Annotated in this window: 12 protein-coding genes; 7 read left to right on the top strand and 5 right to left on the bottom strand. The window is 66.8% G+C overall.

The window, feature by feature from the left end:
- Positions 1–95: 95 nt before the first annotated feature.
- Positions 96–3,221: a TonB-dependent receptor gene (locus FKV23_RS01375; RefSeq protein WP_244244064.1), complete on the top strand. Its 3,126-nt coding sequence runs from the start codon at positions 96–98 to the stop codon at positions 3,219–3,221.
- A 10-nt stretch (positions 3,222–3,231) separates the two neighbouring features.
- Positions 3,232–4,413 (top strand): pectate lyase, encoded by a 1,182-nt coding sequence (pelA, locus tag FKV23_RS01370; RefSeq protein WP_244244063.1) that lies wholly within the window; start codon positions 3,232–3,234, stop codon positions 4,411–4,413.
- A gap of 157 nt (positions 4,414–4,570) precedes the next feature.
- On the opposite strand, the gene FKV23_RS01365 is transcribed toward pelA, so the two are convergent.
- The 4 genes from FKV23_RS01365 to FKV23_RS01350 form a co-directional block, all read right to left on the bottom strand.
- Positions 4,571–5,410 carry a rhamnogalacturonan acetylesterase gene (locus FKV23_RS01365; protein WP_141622241.1) on the bottom strand — a complete coding sequence of 280 codons (840 nt, stop codon included), beginning with the start codon at positions 5,408–5,410 and terminating at the stop codon, positions 4,571–4,573.
- Positions 5,411–5,482: 72 nt separating this feature from the next.
- Positions 5,483–7,108, bottom strand: coding sequence for a carboxylesterase/lipase family protein (locus FKV23_RS01360; RefSeq protein WP_141622240.1), 1,626 nt, complete (start codon positions 7,106–7,108; stop codon positions 5,483–5,485).
- Positions 7,105–8,124 carry an alpha/beta hydrolase gene (locus tag FKV23_RS01355; RefSeq protein WP_141622239.1) on the bottom strand — a complete coding sequence of 340 codons (1,020 nt, stop codon included), beginning with the start codon at positions 8,122–8,124 and terminating at the stop codon, positions 7,105–7,107. The genes FKV23_RS01360 and FKV23_RS01355 overlap by 4 nt, the downstream gene beginning before the upstream one ends.
- 142 nt (positions 8,125–8,266) lie before the next feature.
- Entirely contained in the window at positions 8,267–9,700 is a 1,434-nt protein-coding gene (locus FKV23_RS01350) for a pectate lyase family protein (protein ID WP_167284879.1), read from the bottom strand.
- A gap of 157 nt (positions 9,701–9,857) precedes the next feature.
- On the opposite strand from FKV23_RS01350, the gene FKV23_RS01345 reads away from it, so the two are divergent.
- The 5 genes from FKV23_RS01345 to FKV23_RS01325 all read left to right on the top strand — a co-directional run bounded on the left by FKV23_RS01345 (position 9,858) and on the right by FKV23_RS01325 (position 15,069).
- Complete coding sequence (locus FKV23_RS01345; RefSeq protein ID WP_141624977.1) at positions 9,858–10,706, top strand: 2-keto-4-pentenoate hydratase; 849 nt, start codon at positions 9,858–9,860, stop codon at positions 10,704–10,706.
- On the top strand, positions 10,703–11,734 hold the full coding sequence (locus FKV23_RS01340) for a TRAP transporter substrate-binding protein (RefSeq protein WP_141622237.1): 1,032 nt from the start codon (positions 10,703–10,705) through the stop codon (positions 11,732–11,734). The genes FKV23_RS01345 and FKV23_RS01340 overlap by 4 nt, the downstream gene beginning before the upstream one ends.
- An 8-nt stretch (positions 11,735–11,742) precedes the next feature.
- On the top strand, positions 11,743–12,285 hold the full coding sequence (locus FKV23_RS01335) for a TRAP transporter small permease (protein ID WP_141622236.1): 543 nt from the start codon (positions 11,743–11,745) through the stop codon (positions 12,283–12,285).
- Positions 12,286–12,287: 2 nt separating this feature from the next.
- The gene (locus FKV23_RS01330) at positions 12,288–13,571 is read left to right on the top strand and encodes a TRAP transporter large permease (RefSeq protein ID WP_141622235.1); all 1,284 of its coding nucleotides are present in this window, start codon (positions 12,288–12,290) and stop codon (positions 13,569–13,571) included.
- 139 nt (positions 13,572–13,710) lie between these two features.
- On the top strand, positions 13,711–15,069 hold the full coding sequence (locus tag FKV23_RS01325; protein WP_141622234.1) for a glycoside hydrolase 5 family protein: 1,359 nt from the start codon (positions 13,711–13,713) through the stop codon (positions 15,067–15,069).
- Between the two features lie 362 nt (positions 15,070–15,431).
- On the opposite strand, the gene FKV23_RS01320 is transcribed toward FKV23_RS01325, so the two are convergent.
- The gene (locus FKV23_RS01320; protein WP_141622233.1) at positions 15,432–16,874 is read right to left on the bottom strand and encodes a sugar porter family MFS transporter; all 1,443 of its coding nucleotides are present in this window, start codon (positions 16,872–16,874) and stop codon (positions 15,432–15,434) included.
- Between the last annotated feature and the right edge of the window lie 209 nt (positions 16,875–17,083).

Below are 17,083 nucleotides of genomic sequence, written 5' to 3'. Positions count from 1 at the left end.
GGTTTCCAGCATGAAGACCCATCGGAGAGGATCGAATGCAGTTGCAGCACTCATCAGGAAAGACACCGGTTACCTTGCTTGCGACGGCCATTGCCATGGCGCTGTCCACCCCGGCGTTCGCACAACAGCCCGAGCTCGCGCAGGCAGCAACCGGGCAGGCCGGGAACGTGTCGGCCGAGAACGTGCAGCCGACCGAGCTCGACAAGGTCACCGTCACCGGCTATCGCGAAAGCCTGCAAAAAGCGCTGGACGAGAAGCGCTACACCGTCGAACAGATCGACGCGATCTTCGCCGAGGACATCGGCAAGTTCCCCGACCAGAACCTGGCCGAGTCGATGCAGCGCATCGCCGGTGTGTCGATCGACCGCGAGGGCGGCGAGGGCCAGCGCATCTCGATCCGCGGCCTGGGTTCGGATTTCACCCGTGTGCGCCTGAACGGCCTTGAGGCGCTGGCCACCGCCGGCACCGGCTCCGGAGGCGTCAACCGCAGCCGCGGGTTCGACTTCAATACCTTTGCCTCCGAGCTTTTCAGCCAGATCAAGGTCAACAAGAGCCAGTCCGCACAGATGGACGAGGGGTCGCTGGGTTCCACGGTCGACCTGCGCACCGCGCGCCCGTTCGACTACGACGGTTTCAAGGCCGCCGCCAGTGCGCAGATGGGCTACAACGACCTGTCCACGGAGTACGACCCGCGCCTGTCGGCCATGCTCAGCAATCGCTGGATGGACGGCCGCCTCGGCGGCCTGCTGTCGGTCGCCTACAACCGCCGCCACATCCAGGAAGAAGGCTACAACCCGGTGCGCTGGGAGCATGGCAACCACCGCAACGCCAACCAGAGCAACGCCAACAACAACGGCACCTACGGTTTCTGCAGCCCGGTCGGCTACGACCCGCAGACACCGCGCAATCCAACCGAGTCGGAGTTGGGCAACCCCAGTTCCAGCAATGGCTGGGGCACCTGGGGCATCGATGCCGAGAACTGCGGTGCCGGCCTGCCGCGCCCGGAGAACACGCCCGAGAATATCGCCGCCTACGAGACCGCGACCAACGCCTGGCACCCGCGCTATCCACGTTACGTCCGCACCGCGCACGAGATCGAGCGCCTGGGCGTGACCGGCTCACTGCAGTTCCGCGTCTCCGACGACACCCTGCTCACCTTCGACGGCATGTACTCGAAGCTGGACAAGAACCAGCGCGAGGATTCGCTGGGCGCCAATCTGCACCGGAGCGCCAACCTGGGCGGCAAGACCCAGATCATCGTGCGCGAGGCCGAGGTCGACGGCCAGAACCGGCTGGTCTACGGCCGGTTCGACAATGTCGACTTCCGTACCGAGTCGACCGAGATCGTCGAGAGCACCGAGTTCCAGCAGTACACCCTGGACCTGGACCATTGGCTCAGCGAGAACGTGCGCATCAATGCCCAGGTCGGCCATTCGCAGTCCAAATACGAGCGCCCGTCGTTCACCCTGGTCAGCTTCGACAATTCCAACCTCGATGGCTTCGAGATCGACCTGCGTGGCGGCGGCGTACCGGACATGGTGTTCCCGTTCGACCTCAACGACCCGGCGGCATGGTCGTGGTTGGGCTACGGCAACGCGCCGGTCAACGAGAACGGCACCGCTCGTGGCGGCAACATCAGCGAAGTGCGCCTGAATCCCCAGTACGTCGACAATACCTTCGACACATTCAAGTTCGACCTGCAGTGGACGCTTACCCCGACGTTCTCCCTCCGCTCCGGCCTGGCGTTCAAGGACTACGACATGACGTCGGAGGAATATCGCCACATCAGCTATGGCCGGTTGGCGCAGGCACTGCCGGGAGGCCTGAGTGTGGCCGACCTGAGCACGACCCTGTCCGGGTTCGGCAGCGGCCTGGGCGCCAACGTGCCATCGAGCTGGCTGGCACCCGACTTCAACAAGATCGCCGAACTGCTCGACATCCACTGCAACTGCGACAACGGGCTGCAGGGCGGCGACTACCGCCTGGCCGGCGTGGGCCATTTCGGCGCCTCGAACAACAATTTCGAGGTCAACGAGAAGACCACGGGCATATACCTCCAGCTCGACTTCAACACCGACCTGCTGGGCCGCGCATTGCGCGGCAACCTCGGCGTGCGCTATGTCGACACCGACATCACCGCATCGGGCTGGGCACCATGCACGGCATCCAACGCCGACGACCGCTCGCAGGACTGCGTGGCCTTCTTCGGCGTCGCCAACGCGACCTCCGCCCCGGGTGACCGCTATCTTGTGCGCAGCATCGTCAAGCACGGCTATGACGATGTACTGCCATCGTTGAACGTCGCCTGGGACGTTGCCGACAACGTGGTGCTGCGCTTCGGTGCGGCCAAGACAATGGCGCGCCCGACCCTGACCTATCTGTCACCCAGCGTGAGCGGTGGCCCAAGCGCCTACTTCGACGACGGCCGTACCTATTCGATCAACCTCGGCAACCCGAAGCTGGATCCGTTCCGCTCGACCAACTACGACCTGAGCGCGGAATGGTACTTCCAGGAGGGCGCCCTGCTGTCGGCGGCGGTGTTCTACAAGGACATCGAAAGCTACATCCAGCGCACCCGCCTGATCAGCACCTGGGAGGACATGGGCTATTCGCTGGACCTGCTGCCGGAAGGCTTCACGGCCGACACCCAGTTCAACGTGCAGAGTTACTACAACACCCCGGGCGGGCCGTTGAAGGGCTATGAGCTGACCTACCAGCAGCCGTTCACCTTTCTGCCGGGCTTCTGGAGCAAGTTCGGCGTGCAGGCGAACTACACCCATGTCGAGTCGAAGATCCAGTACATGTTCAGCAGTGCGGCGAACAGCAACACCACGATCGTCACCACGCTGACCGAGAACGATCTGGTCAACCTGTCGCCCAGCTCATGGAATGCGACCGTGTACTACGATGACGGCAAGTTCAGCGCGCGCGTGTCCGGCAGCTACCGCGACGGATACATCAGCGACGTACTCAGCCGCGAGAACGTCTGGGACCTGGATGGCAACCCGCTCACCACCGCCGACGTGACCGGCAAGTACAGCGTCAAGAACGTCGACTTCAACATGTCGTACAAGGTCAACGACAGCCTGTCGCTGACCTTCGAGGCGATCAACCTGCTCGACACCGAGGATCGCCGCTACGTCGATTCCGACCTGTCGATGCCCGACAAGTGGGCGCACACCGGCCGGCAGTACTACGTCGGTGCGCGCTACCGCTTCTGACGGATCGGCAATGCTGGCCTCGATGCGCCCGTCGGCAGTCGGCCTCCGGTTTCTCCCCGGGGCCGTCCTGCTGTCGGGTGTGTTGCTGACGGACGCGCTGCTGGCAGGCGCGCTGATGATGGGCAAACCGCTGTCGGATCCGTTGCCGACGGACATACCACCGTCGTCCCAGCTGGCTGCCAGCCCACCGGTGAGGGCCCTCGACGACCCGGTCGCGGAGAACATGCTGCTGATGCAGACCGCTTCCGGTGGCTGGCCCAAGCACCATCGCGGCCGCAACGTCGATTACGAGCGCCGGTACGATGCCAGCGAGGTCGCTGAGCTACGCGATCCCGCCCGGCATGACGACGCCACGCTCGACAACGACGCCACCACTACCGAGATCCGCTATCTCATCGGCGTCTGGCACCGCACCGGCCAGACGCGCTACCTCGATGCCGCCGGTCGCGGCGTCGAATACCTGCTGGCGGCGCAGTATGCCAATGGTGGCTGGCCGCAATTCCATCCTGATCGTTCCGGCTACCGTCGCCACATCACCTTCAATGACGATGCGATGGTGCAGGCGATCGCGTTGCTGCAGGACGTGGCCGAAGGCCGGGGTGACTTTGCGGTGCTGCAGGGCCGATATGGCGTGCGTGCGCTGGAAGCGGTCCAGCGCGGTATCGACTGCATCCTCGCAACCCAGGTCGTGCTCGACGGCGTGCCAACGATCTGGGCCCAGCAGTACCACGCGGACACCCTGCAGCCGGCTCACGCCCGTGCCTACGAACTGCCCTCGTTGAGCACCTCGGAGTCGGTCGGCATATTGCGCCTGCTGATGCGCCAGCCCGATCCCTCGCCGCGCATCCGGCAGGCGATCGTAACGGCGACGCAGTGGCTGCAGGCACACCGCCTGCCCGACCTGGCGCTGCGCCGCATCGATGATCCCGCGCAGGAGACCGGTCGCGACGTGATCGTCGTGAAGCAACCCGGCGCCTCGCTGTGGGCGCGCTATTACGACCTGGAGACACAGCAGCCGCTGTTCGCCGATCGCGACGGCCTGCCACGCACGACGTTGGCCGAGGTATCCAACGAGCGCCGCACCGGTTACGCCTGGTATGGCACCTGGCCGGAACCGCTGCTGCGCAAGGCATTGCCGCGCTGGCAGGCGGCCAACCCCGAGGGGAGCGGGATGGAAGGCCTCCAGAAGTGACATGGCGCCCGCCGGCTCGCCGGAGACGGCCGGCATCGCCTCGATCATCGCGGCAGCACCGGGCAGCTGCCAGTAGACGACCGCCGTTGCGTTATCGGTGATGGACGCCGGCTCCGGCCGAAGCGGCGTCCATCGCCATTCTTTGTCCAGACGACCGTCAGGGATACATCCGTTCGCGCAGGTCGGGCACGACCCGAGTCAGTTCGTCGGCGACGATGGCGGCGAAGAAGTTGGCGCCATCGACACCAAGGTGGGTGTAGTCGAACTGCCACTTGGGCTGGCCCAGTGGCGGTCGACCCAGCGGATCGGGCGGCGCCACCGGCAGTGGCGGCACCTCATGGCCGACAGTGGTGCCGGTCTGCGCGGCGGCATGCATCCATGAAGGCGCCGGGACCTCTGCCAAGCGCATCGACTGGACCGGCCCGAGCGCCTGTACCGCAGCGGTACTGCGTGCGTGCAGATCGACCAGCGGCACGTCCATGTCGTTCGCGATTTCACGAATGGCGTCGGCCCAGGGTTCAAGGTCGTCGTCGAGTCGGCCGTCCCTGAACATGCGCCGGGTCAGCGGCGTGACCAGCACCGGCCGTGCGCCGGCGGCACGGATTTCCTCGACGTAGCGGCGCATGTTGGCCGGGAACTCGGTCTCCAGGTCGGTCGAACGCCCCGGCTTGCCGGGCTGGTCGTTGTGGCCGAACTGCACCAGCACCCAGGTCCGCTCATAGGCGCCTGTCTTCATCTCCGCCAGCGCGATGTCCCACGAGCCCTCGGCGCGATAGCTGTAGCTGCTGCGGCCGCCACGGGCGAGGTTGAGGCAGGCGATGAACGAGCTGACGTGGTGCGAGCAGAACGACGCCCCCCACCCGCTCTGGACCGCGGTGGTCGAGTCGCCGACGAGGATTATCTTGTCTGCGCGGATCGGCGTCGCCGCTGGCCGGACGTCCTGTGCGGCGGCGATGCCCGTAGCGAGCAGGAACGGGAGGGAGAGCAATGATTTCATCGGGTCACCTTAGGAAGAATCTGGAAGTTCACGTATTGGTTCTTCATCCTGCGCGACAGCGCTCGCCGTAGCTCACATCGTTCCGCGCTGTACGAACGGCACCTGCTCATACAGCCTGCGTTCGCCGCCACGCGGGTCGTGTTCGAGCCGGCTGGTGTGGTCGAAGACCATCGTCTCGCGTCTGTCGATCGAGTACGGCGCCCACGTTGGGATGCCGGCATGGTTCGGATCGCCCGTGCGCGCGAACGCGACCAGCGCCTCGCTCATTTCACTGGCCGCGCGGCGCGCATCGGCGCTGCTACCGGTACGAGCCCCGGGCTGGTCCAGGGTGTCGAACACCAGCGGGATGTCGAGGGTGTGGAAGGCGCGGAACTTCCGACCTTCCTCGGTATGCGGGTGCCAGTCGAGCTGGTAGGCCCAGGTCGGCGCATGGCTCGGAACCGCCTGCCGCGCGCGTACTTCGGCCTCCTCGACCGCGCCGCGCCAGGAGCGGCCGGCGGTGGTCGCGGCGAAGAACACCTCCGATGGCGTGTAGTCCGGGTACAGGCGTCGGTATTCGGCGATCACGGTGTGCGGGTCGATGTCGACGAACTGCTGTTTCTCCAGCCTCGCCGGCAGCTCATCCCAGTCCAGCTCGAAATTGCGCGGGTCGTTGCCGAGGAACGCGCGGGTCTCGTCGCGGGTATTGCCGATCACCATCGGGATGTGTGCGGACTGCGCCGGCGCCTCCGGCCAGAACGGGTGCACCGGCAGGCTGTCGCTGTCCATGACCGGGCCGAAGTACAGGCTGCTGTCCTCGACGCGCGAGAAATCGCGCACCTTGGCCGCTTCCAGCAGACGTTCCGGCGACAACCGCAACAGGCCGTCGATGTCGCCCGGCTGCAGCCCTGCCGCCTCGATGAAACGCTCGGCGCGCTGGGTCGCGGCGCGCGGACCGGCCGCGGTGACCTGCTGGCCGCTCATCGTCCAGGCGCGATGGAACAGGCCCCTCGCCGCCGGCATCGCCATCAGGGTGGCGATCTTGGCGCCGCCGCCGGACTGGCCGAACACGGTGACGTTACCGGGGTCGCCGCCGAACTCGATCGCGTGTTCGCGCATCCATTGCAGCGCCTGCACCAGGTCAAGCTGGCCGACGTTGCCCGAACCGGCATACTCCGGCCCGCCAAGGCTGCCGAGGTGGAGATAACCGAAGGCGTTGAGGCGATGATTGACCGTCACCACCACCACGTCGCCGCGACGGCACAGGTTGACGCCATCGTAGAGCGGGTCGCTGCCGGAGCCGTTGTTGAAGCCGCCACCGTGGATGTAGACCAGCACCGGCCGCTTGCCGCCGTCGCGCAACGCGGGTGTGGTCACGTTGAGGAACAGGCAGTCCTCGCCGGTCGGCTCGCTGCTGTTGTGCTGCGGCGTGGCTGGACCGAATTCGAGCGCATCGCGCACGCCCTGCCACTCGGCTTCACGCAGGGCCGGGCGGAAACGCCGCGGCGCGGTGTCGGCGCCGTAGGGAATGCCGCGGAAGACGTGCATGCCGCGATCGTTGAAGCCACGCACCGGACCGCTGCGCGTGGTGGCGACGGGATGGATGGCGCCGCTTGCGGCATGGGCTGCGAACGGCAGCGCCGTGGCCGCGCCAACGGTCAGGCCGGCCTTCAGCAGCGCGCGGCGTTGTGGATCGGCTCCACGGTGCGCGTCAGTCATGGTTGCTCGACTCTCGTCATCTCTTGCTGTCCATCCTCCACCTGCGTCCTTATCCAGGCATCGGCCAGGGTCGGCCACAGTGCCAGCGAGCCGCGGGTGTCGCGCGTGCCGAAACCGTGTCCACCCCGCGGATACAGGTGCAGTTCGGACGGCACGCCGGCACGACGCAGTGCATCGAAGAACAGTTCGCTGTTGGCGACCGACACGCTGGCGTCGTCGAGCGCATGCAGCAGGAACGCCGGCGGCATGCCGGCGTGGACGCGGTTCTGCAGCGAGTACGCCATCACGTCGTCGGGCGATGGCGACGGGCCAATCAGGTGCTCGCGCGAGACCGCGTGGGTGTCCTTGCCCATGTCGATGACCGGGTACATCAGCAACAGGAAGTCGGGACGGGCATCGATACGGTCGATATCGTCGACAGGATCGCGCAGGGCTTCACCGTAGCGGGTACCGAGGCTGGCGGCGACATGGCCGCCGGCGGAAAAACCGATCGCGCCGATGCGCCGGGGATCCAGCCGCCACTCGTCCGCGCGCGAACGGATCAGCCGCAATGCGCGCTGGGCATCGGCCAGCGGGGCATCGCTCGCATCGTCATGGCCGTCCCCCGGCAGCCGGTAGCGCAACACGAACAGGGTGTAGCCTAGCCGGTCGACGAACTCCGGCACCAGCGCCGTGCCCTCCTTGTCGAGCACGATGCGGCGGTAGGCCCCGCCCGGCATCACCAGCAGCGCGGCGCCGTTCGGCTGCGGCGGCCGATACACGACCATGTACGGCGCGGTGACGCCAGTGACCAGGCGGTCGGGCAGCGTCGGGTCGTCGCTGCGCTCGATGATGTGCTGTTCGATGTCGATGCCTTCGGAACCGGGCGCAACACCGCCCGGCCACAGGGCGATGCGCGAAGCGGCCTCGGTGCTGGTATCGGATGAAGGACGTCCCTGCTGTGCGGATGCCGGCGTCGGTGCAATCGCGACGCCCAGCAGACATGCGAACAGGATGACCCGGGATGTCGGTGCCATGTACTTGCTCCTGGCATGCAGAGAATCCGGCCCCGCCATCATCCCCGCGCAGGCGGGGGTGAGCGGGCGTTTGCGAGCCACGGGCTCGCGTCCCTGGATGCCCGCCTGCGCGGGCATGACGAACAGAGAACCGTCGGCGGGGTTATCGCAAGGGTTCGCCCCGCGGCAGCTCCTTCAGCGGTTCCATGGTGTCGATGTCCCATTCGGCCTCGACGAAGGGCTGGCGGGTCTCCGCCATCTGCGGGTAGCCGCCGACCTCGTCCTGACTGTCGATGATGTAGCCGCGGCCCTCGATCACGTCGGCGACAATGCGGCGATCGTGCGCATCGCGATCCCACGGGCGCGCGCCGACGTTGGCGATCACCGCGTCCTGAACCTGCGCGGCAGGCAGCAGCTCGACACCGAACGGCAGCGCCGGCGCCTGCTTCATCGCCTGCACTTCCATCGGCGCGGTGGTGTAGCTGCCCTGCTGCTGGATCGGGTTGCCGACGCGATCGACGGCGATGTTGTCGTCGAAGTACACGTCGATGTCGCCGGAACCGCCCGCCATGAACAGCGCCAGCGGCTCAGTCGACATGCCGGCACGCATGACGTTGCCGCGTGCAATCAGCGCACCACGCGAGTACTCATGACCCAGCCACTCCTCGGCGATCAGGTTGTAGTGCATCGCGCGCTGGCCGGGGTTGTAGATCAGGTTGTTGATGAGGTGCGCGCGGGCGCCACCCTTGATGAGGGGGCTGCGCTCGTAGTTGTGCGCGTACAGGTTGCCGACGATCAGGATGTCGTTGACGTGGTCGTGGATCAGCGAGCCCTTGGAATGCTCGCCCTTGGCATGGGTCGAGTCGGCCAGACCCTCGGCGATGATGTTGTTGCTGAAGGTGATCCGGCGCGAAGCATTCTTCATCCATTCGGTCTCGTCTTCGCCGAAGAACCGGGTGCTGGACGCCGACAGGTTCTCATCGGTGGCCCAGCTCAGCGAATTCTGGTCGATGATCACGTCGCGCGCGCCCCGCAAGGTGCTGATCGCGTCGATGTCGCCGGAGCGCTTGGGCCGATGGCCGTCGCCGGGACGGATGCGCAGGTGGCGCACGACCACGTCGTGGGTGGCGATGCCAAGCCCGCCCTTGATGAGGGTGATGCCCGGTTGCGGAGCGGTCTGTCCGGCGATGGTCAGGAAGGGTTCGTCGATGCGCAACTCCTTCATGCCCAGATCGATCACGCCACCGACCTCGAACACCACGATGCGCGGCCCCTTGGCCTGCACCGCTTCCGCGAACGAGCCGGGGCCTTCGGCATCGAGGGTGGTGACGCGGATGATGCGCCCGCCGCGGCCGCCTGGCGTCTGTGCGGCCCAGCCCATGGCGCCCGAAAATGCCAGCGTGCCCCCTTCGGGCAATTGTTCGACCGCGGTTTCAACCCCCGCGGTGTCGGCAGCGCCGGCATCGGCGTCCGCCACGGCGGTGTCCGCGCGCTCTGCGCAGGCCGTTACCAGCAGCAGCGAAAGCAACAGGGCAAGGGCGCTCAAAGCGGGCGCCCGCAATGACTTGTACGACTGCATGAATTCCTCCGGGAACATGGCGGCCGCCATCCTGACAGGACGATTGCCGCACTGCACATTGAAAATGACACCGGTTTACCATATACGAATACAGAGCCGGGCCGCCATGTGCACCGCAACATCGCAGCAGGACCCGCAACACCGACATCCCATCCAGAAGGGGAACAGCTTGAGCATGGACAACGACAGCAAGGACAACGACAGCGCGGGCGCCGCACCGCACCGTGAAACCAACGCGGCAGCGGTCGCCGCCGCCTTTGTCCAGGCCCGCCGCGAGGGACATTCGCTCCCGGACTTCCCGGGCGAGATCCCGGACGACCTGGTCGCCGCCTACGGGGTGCAGGACATCGCCATCGGCCAGTGGCCGGATGAGGTGATCGGCTGGAAGGTCGGCTTCATCCCGCCCGACCGCCGCGACGGCTCCGGCGACGACCGCCTGCTCGGGCCGATCTTCGCCCGCGCGTTCTGGCCGGCCACCGGATGCGTGGATTTTCCGGTCTATACAGCCGGTTTCGCCGCGGTCGAGGCCGAATACGTGCTGCGCCTGGAAGCTGACGCACCGGTGGATAAAACCGATTGGACCCCGGAGGAGGCCGCTGCGCTGCCGGCCCGCCTGTTCACCGGCATCGAGGTCGCCAGCAGCCCGCTGGCGACGATCAACCAGCTCGGCCCGCGGGTGGTGATATCCGACTTCGGCAACCACAACGGCCTGCTCCTCGGCGGCGAGATCCCGGGCTGGCTCGACATCCCCGAACCGGAGCTGCGCGCGGAAACCCTGATCGACGGCGAGGTGGTCGGCACCGGCGGCGCCACCACCCTGCCCGGCGGCCTGCGCGCGGCGTATGCGTTCGCGCTGTCGCGTTCGGCCCGTCGCGGCCGCCCGCTCAAGGCCGGCACCCTGATCGCGACCGGGAATGCCACCGGTATCCATGACATCGTCGCCGGCCAGGTAGCGACAGTGCGTTTCGAAGGCTACGGTGAAATCCAGGGCCGCGCGGTGGCGGCGGGAGGTGACGCGGCATGATTCCCGGCAACAACAGCCGGCGGCGCTTCCTGGCCGCCAGCCTCGGCGCCACCAGCCTGGGTATCGCCAGCACCATCCCGATTCTGCCGGCGCTGGCCAGGACCCCGGATGGCGTGCTGACCGCCACTGACGTCCATGTCGACGGCTACCCGACGGTCGAAGCGGTCAAATGGATCGGCGAGACGCTCGAGCGGGAGACCGATGGCCGCCTGCGAATCCGCCTCTACCACTCCGGCCAGCTTGGCCGCGAATCGGAGGCGATCGACATGGCGCGCTTCGGCGCGATCGACATCACCCGCGTCTACACCGGTGCGCTCAACAACGCCTTCCCGCTGACCCAGGCCCTGTGCCTGCCGTACGTGTTCGACTCGGTCGAGCACATGCGCCGCGTGTGCGACGGCGAGGTCGGCGACACCGTATTGCGCGGCTTCGAGTCGCGCGACCTGGTCGGGCTGGCGATCTACGACAGCGGCGCGCGCTGCTTCTACAACACCCAGCGGCCGCTGGTGACGCCGCAGGACATGCGCGGATTGAAATTCCGCGTGCCGGCCTCGGACATCTTCATCCAGTTGCTGAAGCTGTTCGGTGCCAACCCGACGCCACTGGGCTACGGCGCGGTGTTCTCGTCGCTGGAGACGCGCCTGATCGACGGCGCCGAGAACAACATGCGCAGCTTCCATTCCAGCCGCCACTTCGAGGTGGCGCGGCACTGGTCGCAGAGCGAGCACTCCTATGCACCGGACGTGCTGCTGATCTCGCGACGCAGCCTGGAGGCACTGTCGCCGTCCGACCGCGCGCTGGTCATGGACGTCGCGCGCAGCTCGGTGGCGGTCATGCGCAAGCTGTGGGACGCCTCGGAAATCGAGGCGCGCAAGGCCGTTGCCGAGTCCGGCGTGAGCTTCAACGAGGTCGACATGCAGGCCTTCGAGGCCGCCGCTCGCCCGCTGCTCGACGACTACCTGAACCGTGAGCGGATCGCCCCGCTGTACCGCCTGATCCGCGAGCAGGCGGCCCGCGACCGAGCCTGAGGAGAACGATGAACAACGCCACATCCCCGGACACCGTCGACACGCCGCGCCCGTTGCATGCGCGCGTGCTCGATCGCATTGCCTCCCTGTCCATCGGCATCGCCGGCGCCTCCCTGCTCGGCCTGGTCGTGGTACAGGGCTGGCAGGTATTCGCACGCTACGTGCTGAACAGTTCGCCGAGCTGGACCGAGCCGGTGACCCTGCTGTTGCTGGCCACCTGCATGAGCCTGGGCGCCGCCGCCGCGGTGCGCGAGGATCGCCACTTCCGCTTCCACCTGCTGGTGCAACTGCTGCCCCCGTCGCTGCACCGCGCCGCCGATGCGCTGGCCGCGCTGGTGGTGATCGCGATCGGCGGTGTGCTGGCGACGTGGGGCGCACGGCTGCTGGTGGATGGCTTCGACATCCGCATGGCCGGCGCACCGCTGCCGCAGAGCATTCCGTTCCTGCCACTCACCGTCGGCGGCGTGCTGATGGTGGTGTTCGCCGCCGCGCGCCTGCTCGCCGGAGGCACCGCCCCGACAAGCGCCGCCAGCCCGGAAAAGGAGGCCTGAGCATGGATATCTTCCTTCTGTTCGGCGTGTTCATGCTGCTCCTGCTGCTCGGCGTGCCGGTGGCCTACTCACTCGCCGCGGCCGCGCTGGTGGTGCTGCTGTATCTGGACCTGCCGTCGATCGTGCTGGTGCAGCAGGTCGGCGCCGGGATCGGCACCGCATCATTGATCGCGATCCCGCTCTTCATCTTCGCCGGCGAGCTGATGATGCGCGGCGGCATTTCCGACCGCCTGATCAGTCTCGCCGCGGCGCTGGTCGGCCGCATCCGCGGCGGTCTTGGCCAGGTCAGCATCCTGTCGTCGCTGTTCTTCGGTGGCGTGTCGGGCTCGGCGATCGCCGACGTCTCCGCGGTCGGCGGCACGATGATCCCGCAGATGGTCAACCGCGGTTACGACCGCGATTTTGCGGTCAACGTCAGCATCACCGCCGCTCTTGTCGCACTACTCGTGCCTCCCTCACATAATTTGATCCTGTACTCGGCCGCGGTCGGCGGCGGCATCTCGATCGCCGACCTGTTCGCGGCCGGCATCGTCCCCGCGGTGCTGATGACGGTGGTGCTGATGTTCACCGGCTACCTGGTCGCGCGTCGTCGCGGCTACGGCACCGAGCCGTTCCCGGGCATGCGCGCGGTGCTGGTGCGGCTGGTGGCGGCGTTGCCGGGGCTGGGGCTGGTGGCACTGATCTTCGTCGGCATCCGCGCCGGCATCTTCACCGCGGTGGAGAGCGCGGCGATGGCGGTCCTGTACGCGCTGCTGGTAACGATCGCGGTCTACCGGATGATGAGGTGGAAAGCCTTCATCGGCGCCGTCGCGCACGCAGCACGCACCACCGGTGTGATCCTGTTCGTGATCGCCACGGCGGCACTGTTCGGCTGGCTGCTGGCCTATCTGGAGGTGCCGGCGGCAGCGGTCGAGTTGCTGCAGGCACTGGCCGACAACCGGTACGCGGTGCTGCTGCTGATCGTGCTGATCCTGTTGTTGCTGGGTACCTTCATGGACCTGGCGCCGATGATCCTGATCTGCACGCCGATCTTCCTGCCAGTGGCGAAGGCATTCGGCGTCGACCCGCTGCATTTCGGCACGGTGCTGGTGCTGGCCGGCGGCATCGGCCTGGTGACGCCACCCGTTGGCTCGGTTCTGTTCGTCGGCACCGCGATCGGCAAGATCGGTATCGGCGAAAGCATGAAGTCGATCTGGCCGTTCTGGCTGGCAGCGATCGCGGTATTGCTGCTGGTGACCCTGTTCCCGCAGCTGTCGCTGTGGTTGCCGGCGTTGTTCAGGGGCTGATCTCTCTCCGGCCCGCTGGACTGAACAAGGGCGCGATGTCCGCATCGCGCCCTTGTTGTTGGTTACAAATCAAATCGTTCCAATTGAGTATCCTGCCGGGCACCGGGCCCACTCGGGGCTCCATGCAAAGGGGACGGGGATGACCACACACAGCACTTGGCTTCGCGGTGTCGCCGTATGGCGCGCCCTGCTGCTCGGCGTGCTGCTGGCCCTGCCGGGGCTGGCGCCGGCAGGCGAGGACCGCAGCGGTTTCGTGCGCGTCGAAGGCACGCGCTTCATGCTCGATGGCAAGCCCTACCGGTTCGCCGGCGCCAATTTCTGGTACGGCGCCTACCTCGGCACGGCGGACGGCATCGGCGACCGTGAGCGGCTGCGCGCCGAGCTCGACCAGCTCAAGGCCGCCGGCATCGACAACCTGCGCGTGCTGGCGATGTCCGAGGCCAGCGGCTTCAAGCGCGGCGTCGATCCCGCGATCATGACCGTGCCGGGACCGCTCCACGAGGGGGTGTTCGACGAAGCCCTGCTGCAGGGCCTGGACGTATTGCTCGACGAGATGGCCCGGCGCGACATGAAGGCGGTGCTGTACCTCAACAATTTCTGGCAATGGTCCGGCGGCATGTCTCAGTACGTGTCGTGGTTCACCGGCGAGCCGGTGTTCGACCCCGACGAGACCGGCGACTGGAACGGCTTCATGCAGAATTCGGCGCGCTTCTACGCGATCCCCGAGGCACAGAAGCTGTACCGCGACGTGATCAGGACCGTCATCACCCGCCGCAACAGCGTCAACGGCAGAGCCTATGCTGACGATCCGACCGTGATGTCCTGGCAGCTTGCCAACGAACCGCGCCCGGGCAGCGATGCCGACGGCCACCCCAACTTCCCCGCCTACCGGCAATGGATCCACGACACCGCGGGCTACATCCGCAGCCTGGCGCCGAAGCAACTGGTCAGCACCGGCAGCGAAGGCGCGATGGGTTCGCTGCGCGACGATGACCTGTACATCATCGCGCACGCCACTCCGAACGTGGACTACTTGACCTTCCACCTGTGGCCCTCGAACTGGAGCTGGATCGACCACGATGATCCGGCCGCACGGCTGGAATCAGGACTGGAAACATCGCTGGCCTATATCGACCGCCACATCGACATCGCCAACAAACTCGACAAGCCGACCGTGCTGTCGGAGTTCGGCCTCAACCGCGACGGCGGTTCCTACGACCCGGCCTCGACGGTCACCGCGCGCGACCGTTTCTACCGTGCGATCTTCGCCCGCCTACTCGAACGCGCGCGGGCCGGCGACGCCATCGCCGGCTCCAATTTCTGGGCCTGGGGCGGCCGTGGCCGCACCACGAATCCTGATTTCATGTGGAAGACCGGCGACCCGTTCACCGGCGACCCGCCACAGGAACCGCAAGGGCTGTTCTCACTGTTCGACAGCGACGCCTCCACACTGCAGCTCGTGTCGGAACACGCCAGGGCAATGGAGATGCTCGACTGAAGCCGGCGAGGGTGGAATGTCGAAGCTGCCGTTCGCCTCCACCGAGGAAGCCGGTGGCCCTGCCATTGCGGGACACGCCGTGAATACGTCCATGTAGGCTCTTCCGAAACATCCATGTTTCGGAAGGTCCCGCAATGGCAGGGCCACCGGCTTCTGGACACGTGGCTGGCGCCTGCAAGCAAGCCCACCCGAAGTGGCAGGCCTCCTCGCTCGCGAAGGCGACGACCGGCGGGGTGGGGTGGCGGAGAGCAGGCCATGGATGGCCTGCGACCCGACTTGAAGACACGACGTCGTCAGGAGGGTGGAGCCACCCCCCCCCGGCGGGCGGCGACTGCGTCCGGAGCCGATGATTCCGGCTACCCTCAGCCCTCCATCTGCTCCAGCTCACGCCCGCGCGTCTCGTGCACGAACCTGAGCACGAAGAAGATCGACACCACCGCCGACAGCGCATAGAAGCCGTATGTCGCCGCCAGGCCGATGCCCGCCAGCATGATCGGGAAGGTCATCGTGATCGCGAAGTTGCTGCCCCATTGGAACAGCCCCGCCACCGCCAGGCCCGAGCCGCGGATCTGGTTCGGGAACATCTCGCCCAGCATCACCCACATCACCGGGCCCCACGACAGGTTGAAGAAGATCACATAGACATTGGCCGCCACCAGCGCCAGCACACCCATGGTGTCGCTCAGCACCAGCTTGCCCGGCCCCACTTGGCCATGCTCCAGGTTCCCGCTGGCGAACGCGACCGTCACCAGGCCCAACGACACCGCCATGCCGGCCGAGCCGATCCACAGCAGTGGCTTGCGGCCGATCCGGTCGATCAGCAACACAGTCAGGATGCAGGCGCCGATGCTCAGCGCCCCCGACAGCACGTTGATCAGCAGCGCGTCGCTTTCCGAGAAGCCCACCGCCTGCCACAGCACCGCGCCGTAGTAGAACACCACGTTGATGCCGACCAGCTGTTGGAACGTTGCCAGGCCGATCCCGACCCAGACGATCGGCCGCACCCGGCCGGTCGCCTTGCTGATCAGGTCCGAGAGCCGCGGACGGTGATGGTCCGCCGCCAGGCTGGCTTCGATTTCGGCCAGCTTCGCCTTGCCCGCCGCCTCGCCGTACAGCCGGATCAGCACCGCCTGCGCCTGCGCCTTGCGCCCCTTCACCACCAGGAAGCGCGGGCTCTCCGGGATGAACAGCAGCGCCACGAAGAACACCGCCGCCGGCACGATCTCGATCCAGAACATCCACCGCCAGGCATCGAAGCCCGCCCACAGCGGCCGGGTCGAGGCGCCGGCGAACTTGGCCAGCAGGTAGTTGCTCAGGAACGCCGCGAACAAGCCGGTGATGATCGCGATCTGCTGCATCGTCGCCAGCCGTCCGCGATAGCGCGCCGAGGACACCTCGCTGATGTAGGCCGGCGACATCACGCTGGCCGCGCCGACGGCCAGCCCGCCCAGCACGCGGTAGAACACGAACTCGAACGAGCCCCCGGCCACGCCCGAGCCCCAGGCCGAGACAAGAAACAGCAGCGCGGCTACGATCAGTACCGTCCGGCGGCCGTAGTAGTCGGCCAGGCGGCCGGCAAAGAACGCACCGATCGCACAACCCAGCAGCATCGAGGCGACGTTGAAGCCGGTGCCGATCGAATCGGAGTCGAACGCGGTTCGCAGGCCGTCCACGGTACCGTTGATGACGCCGCTGTCGAAACCGAACAGGAAACCGCCGATGGTGGCGACCAGGCTCACCATGACAATGAAGCGGGTGTTGTCCGCCGGAGCCGCCGATGGGGCGGCGGTGGTGATCGTGCTCATCGAATCCCTCCCAGGATTGCCGGTCGTTCGAGTGTGGCCGCAATCAGGGCGCTCAGCGGGGCAGGACCCGGTTGAATAGGTTTTCATAACGCTCGCGGTGGCCGCTGACCCGACCCGGCTCGCCATTGGCGAGCGCATCTCGATGCCCTGCAGGGCCTTGTTGCATTGCACGATGCCCGGACAAGGAGGCTTTGCTAAGTTGGAATGAC

The sequence above is a fragment of the Lysobacter alkalisoli genome (genome assembly GCF_006547045.1).
Classification (GTDB): domain Bacteria; phylum Pseudomonadota; class Gammaproteobacteria; order Xanthomonadales; family Xanthomonadaceae; genus Marilutibacter; species Marilutibacter alkalisoli.
Note: the sequence above shows the minus strand (reverse complement) of the source record. Positions and strands in the feature narration are given on the sequence as shown.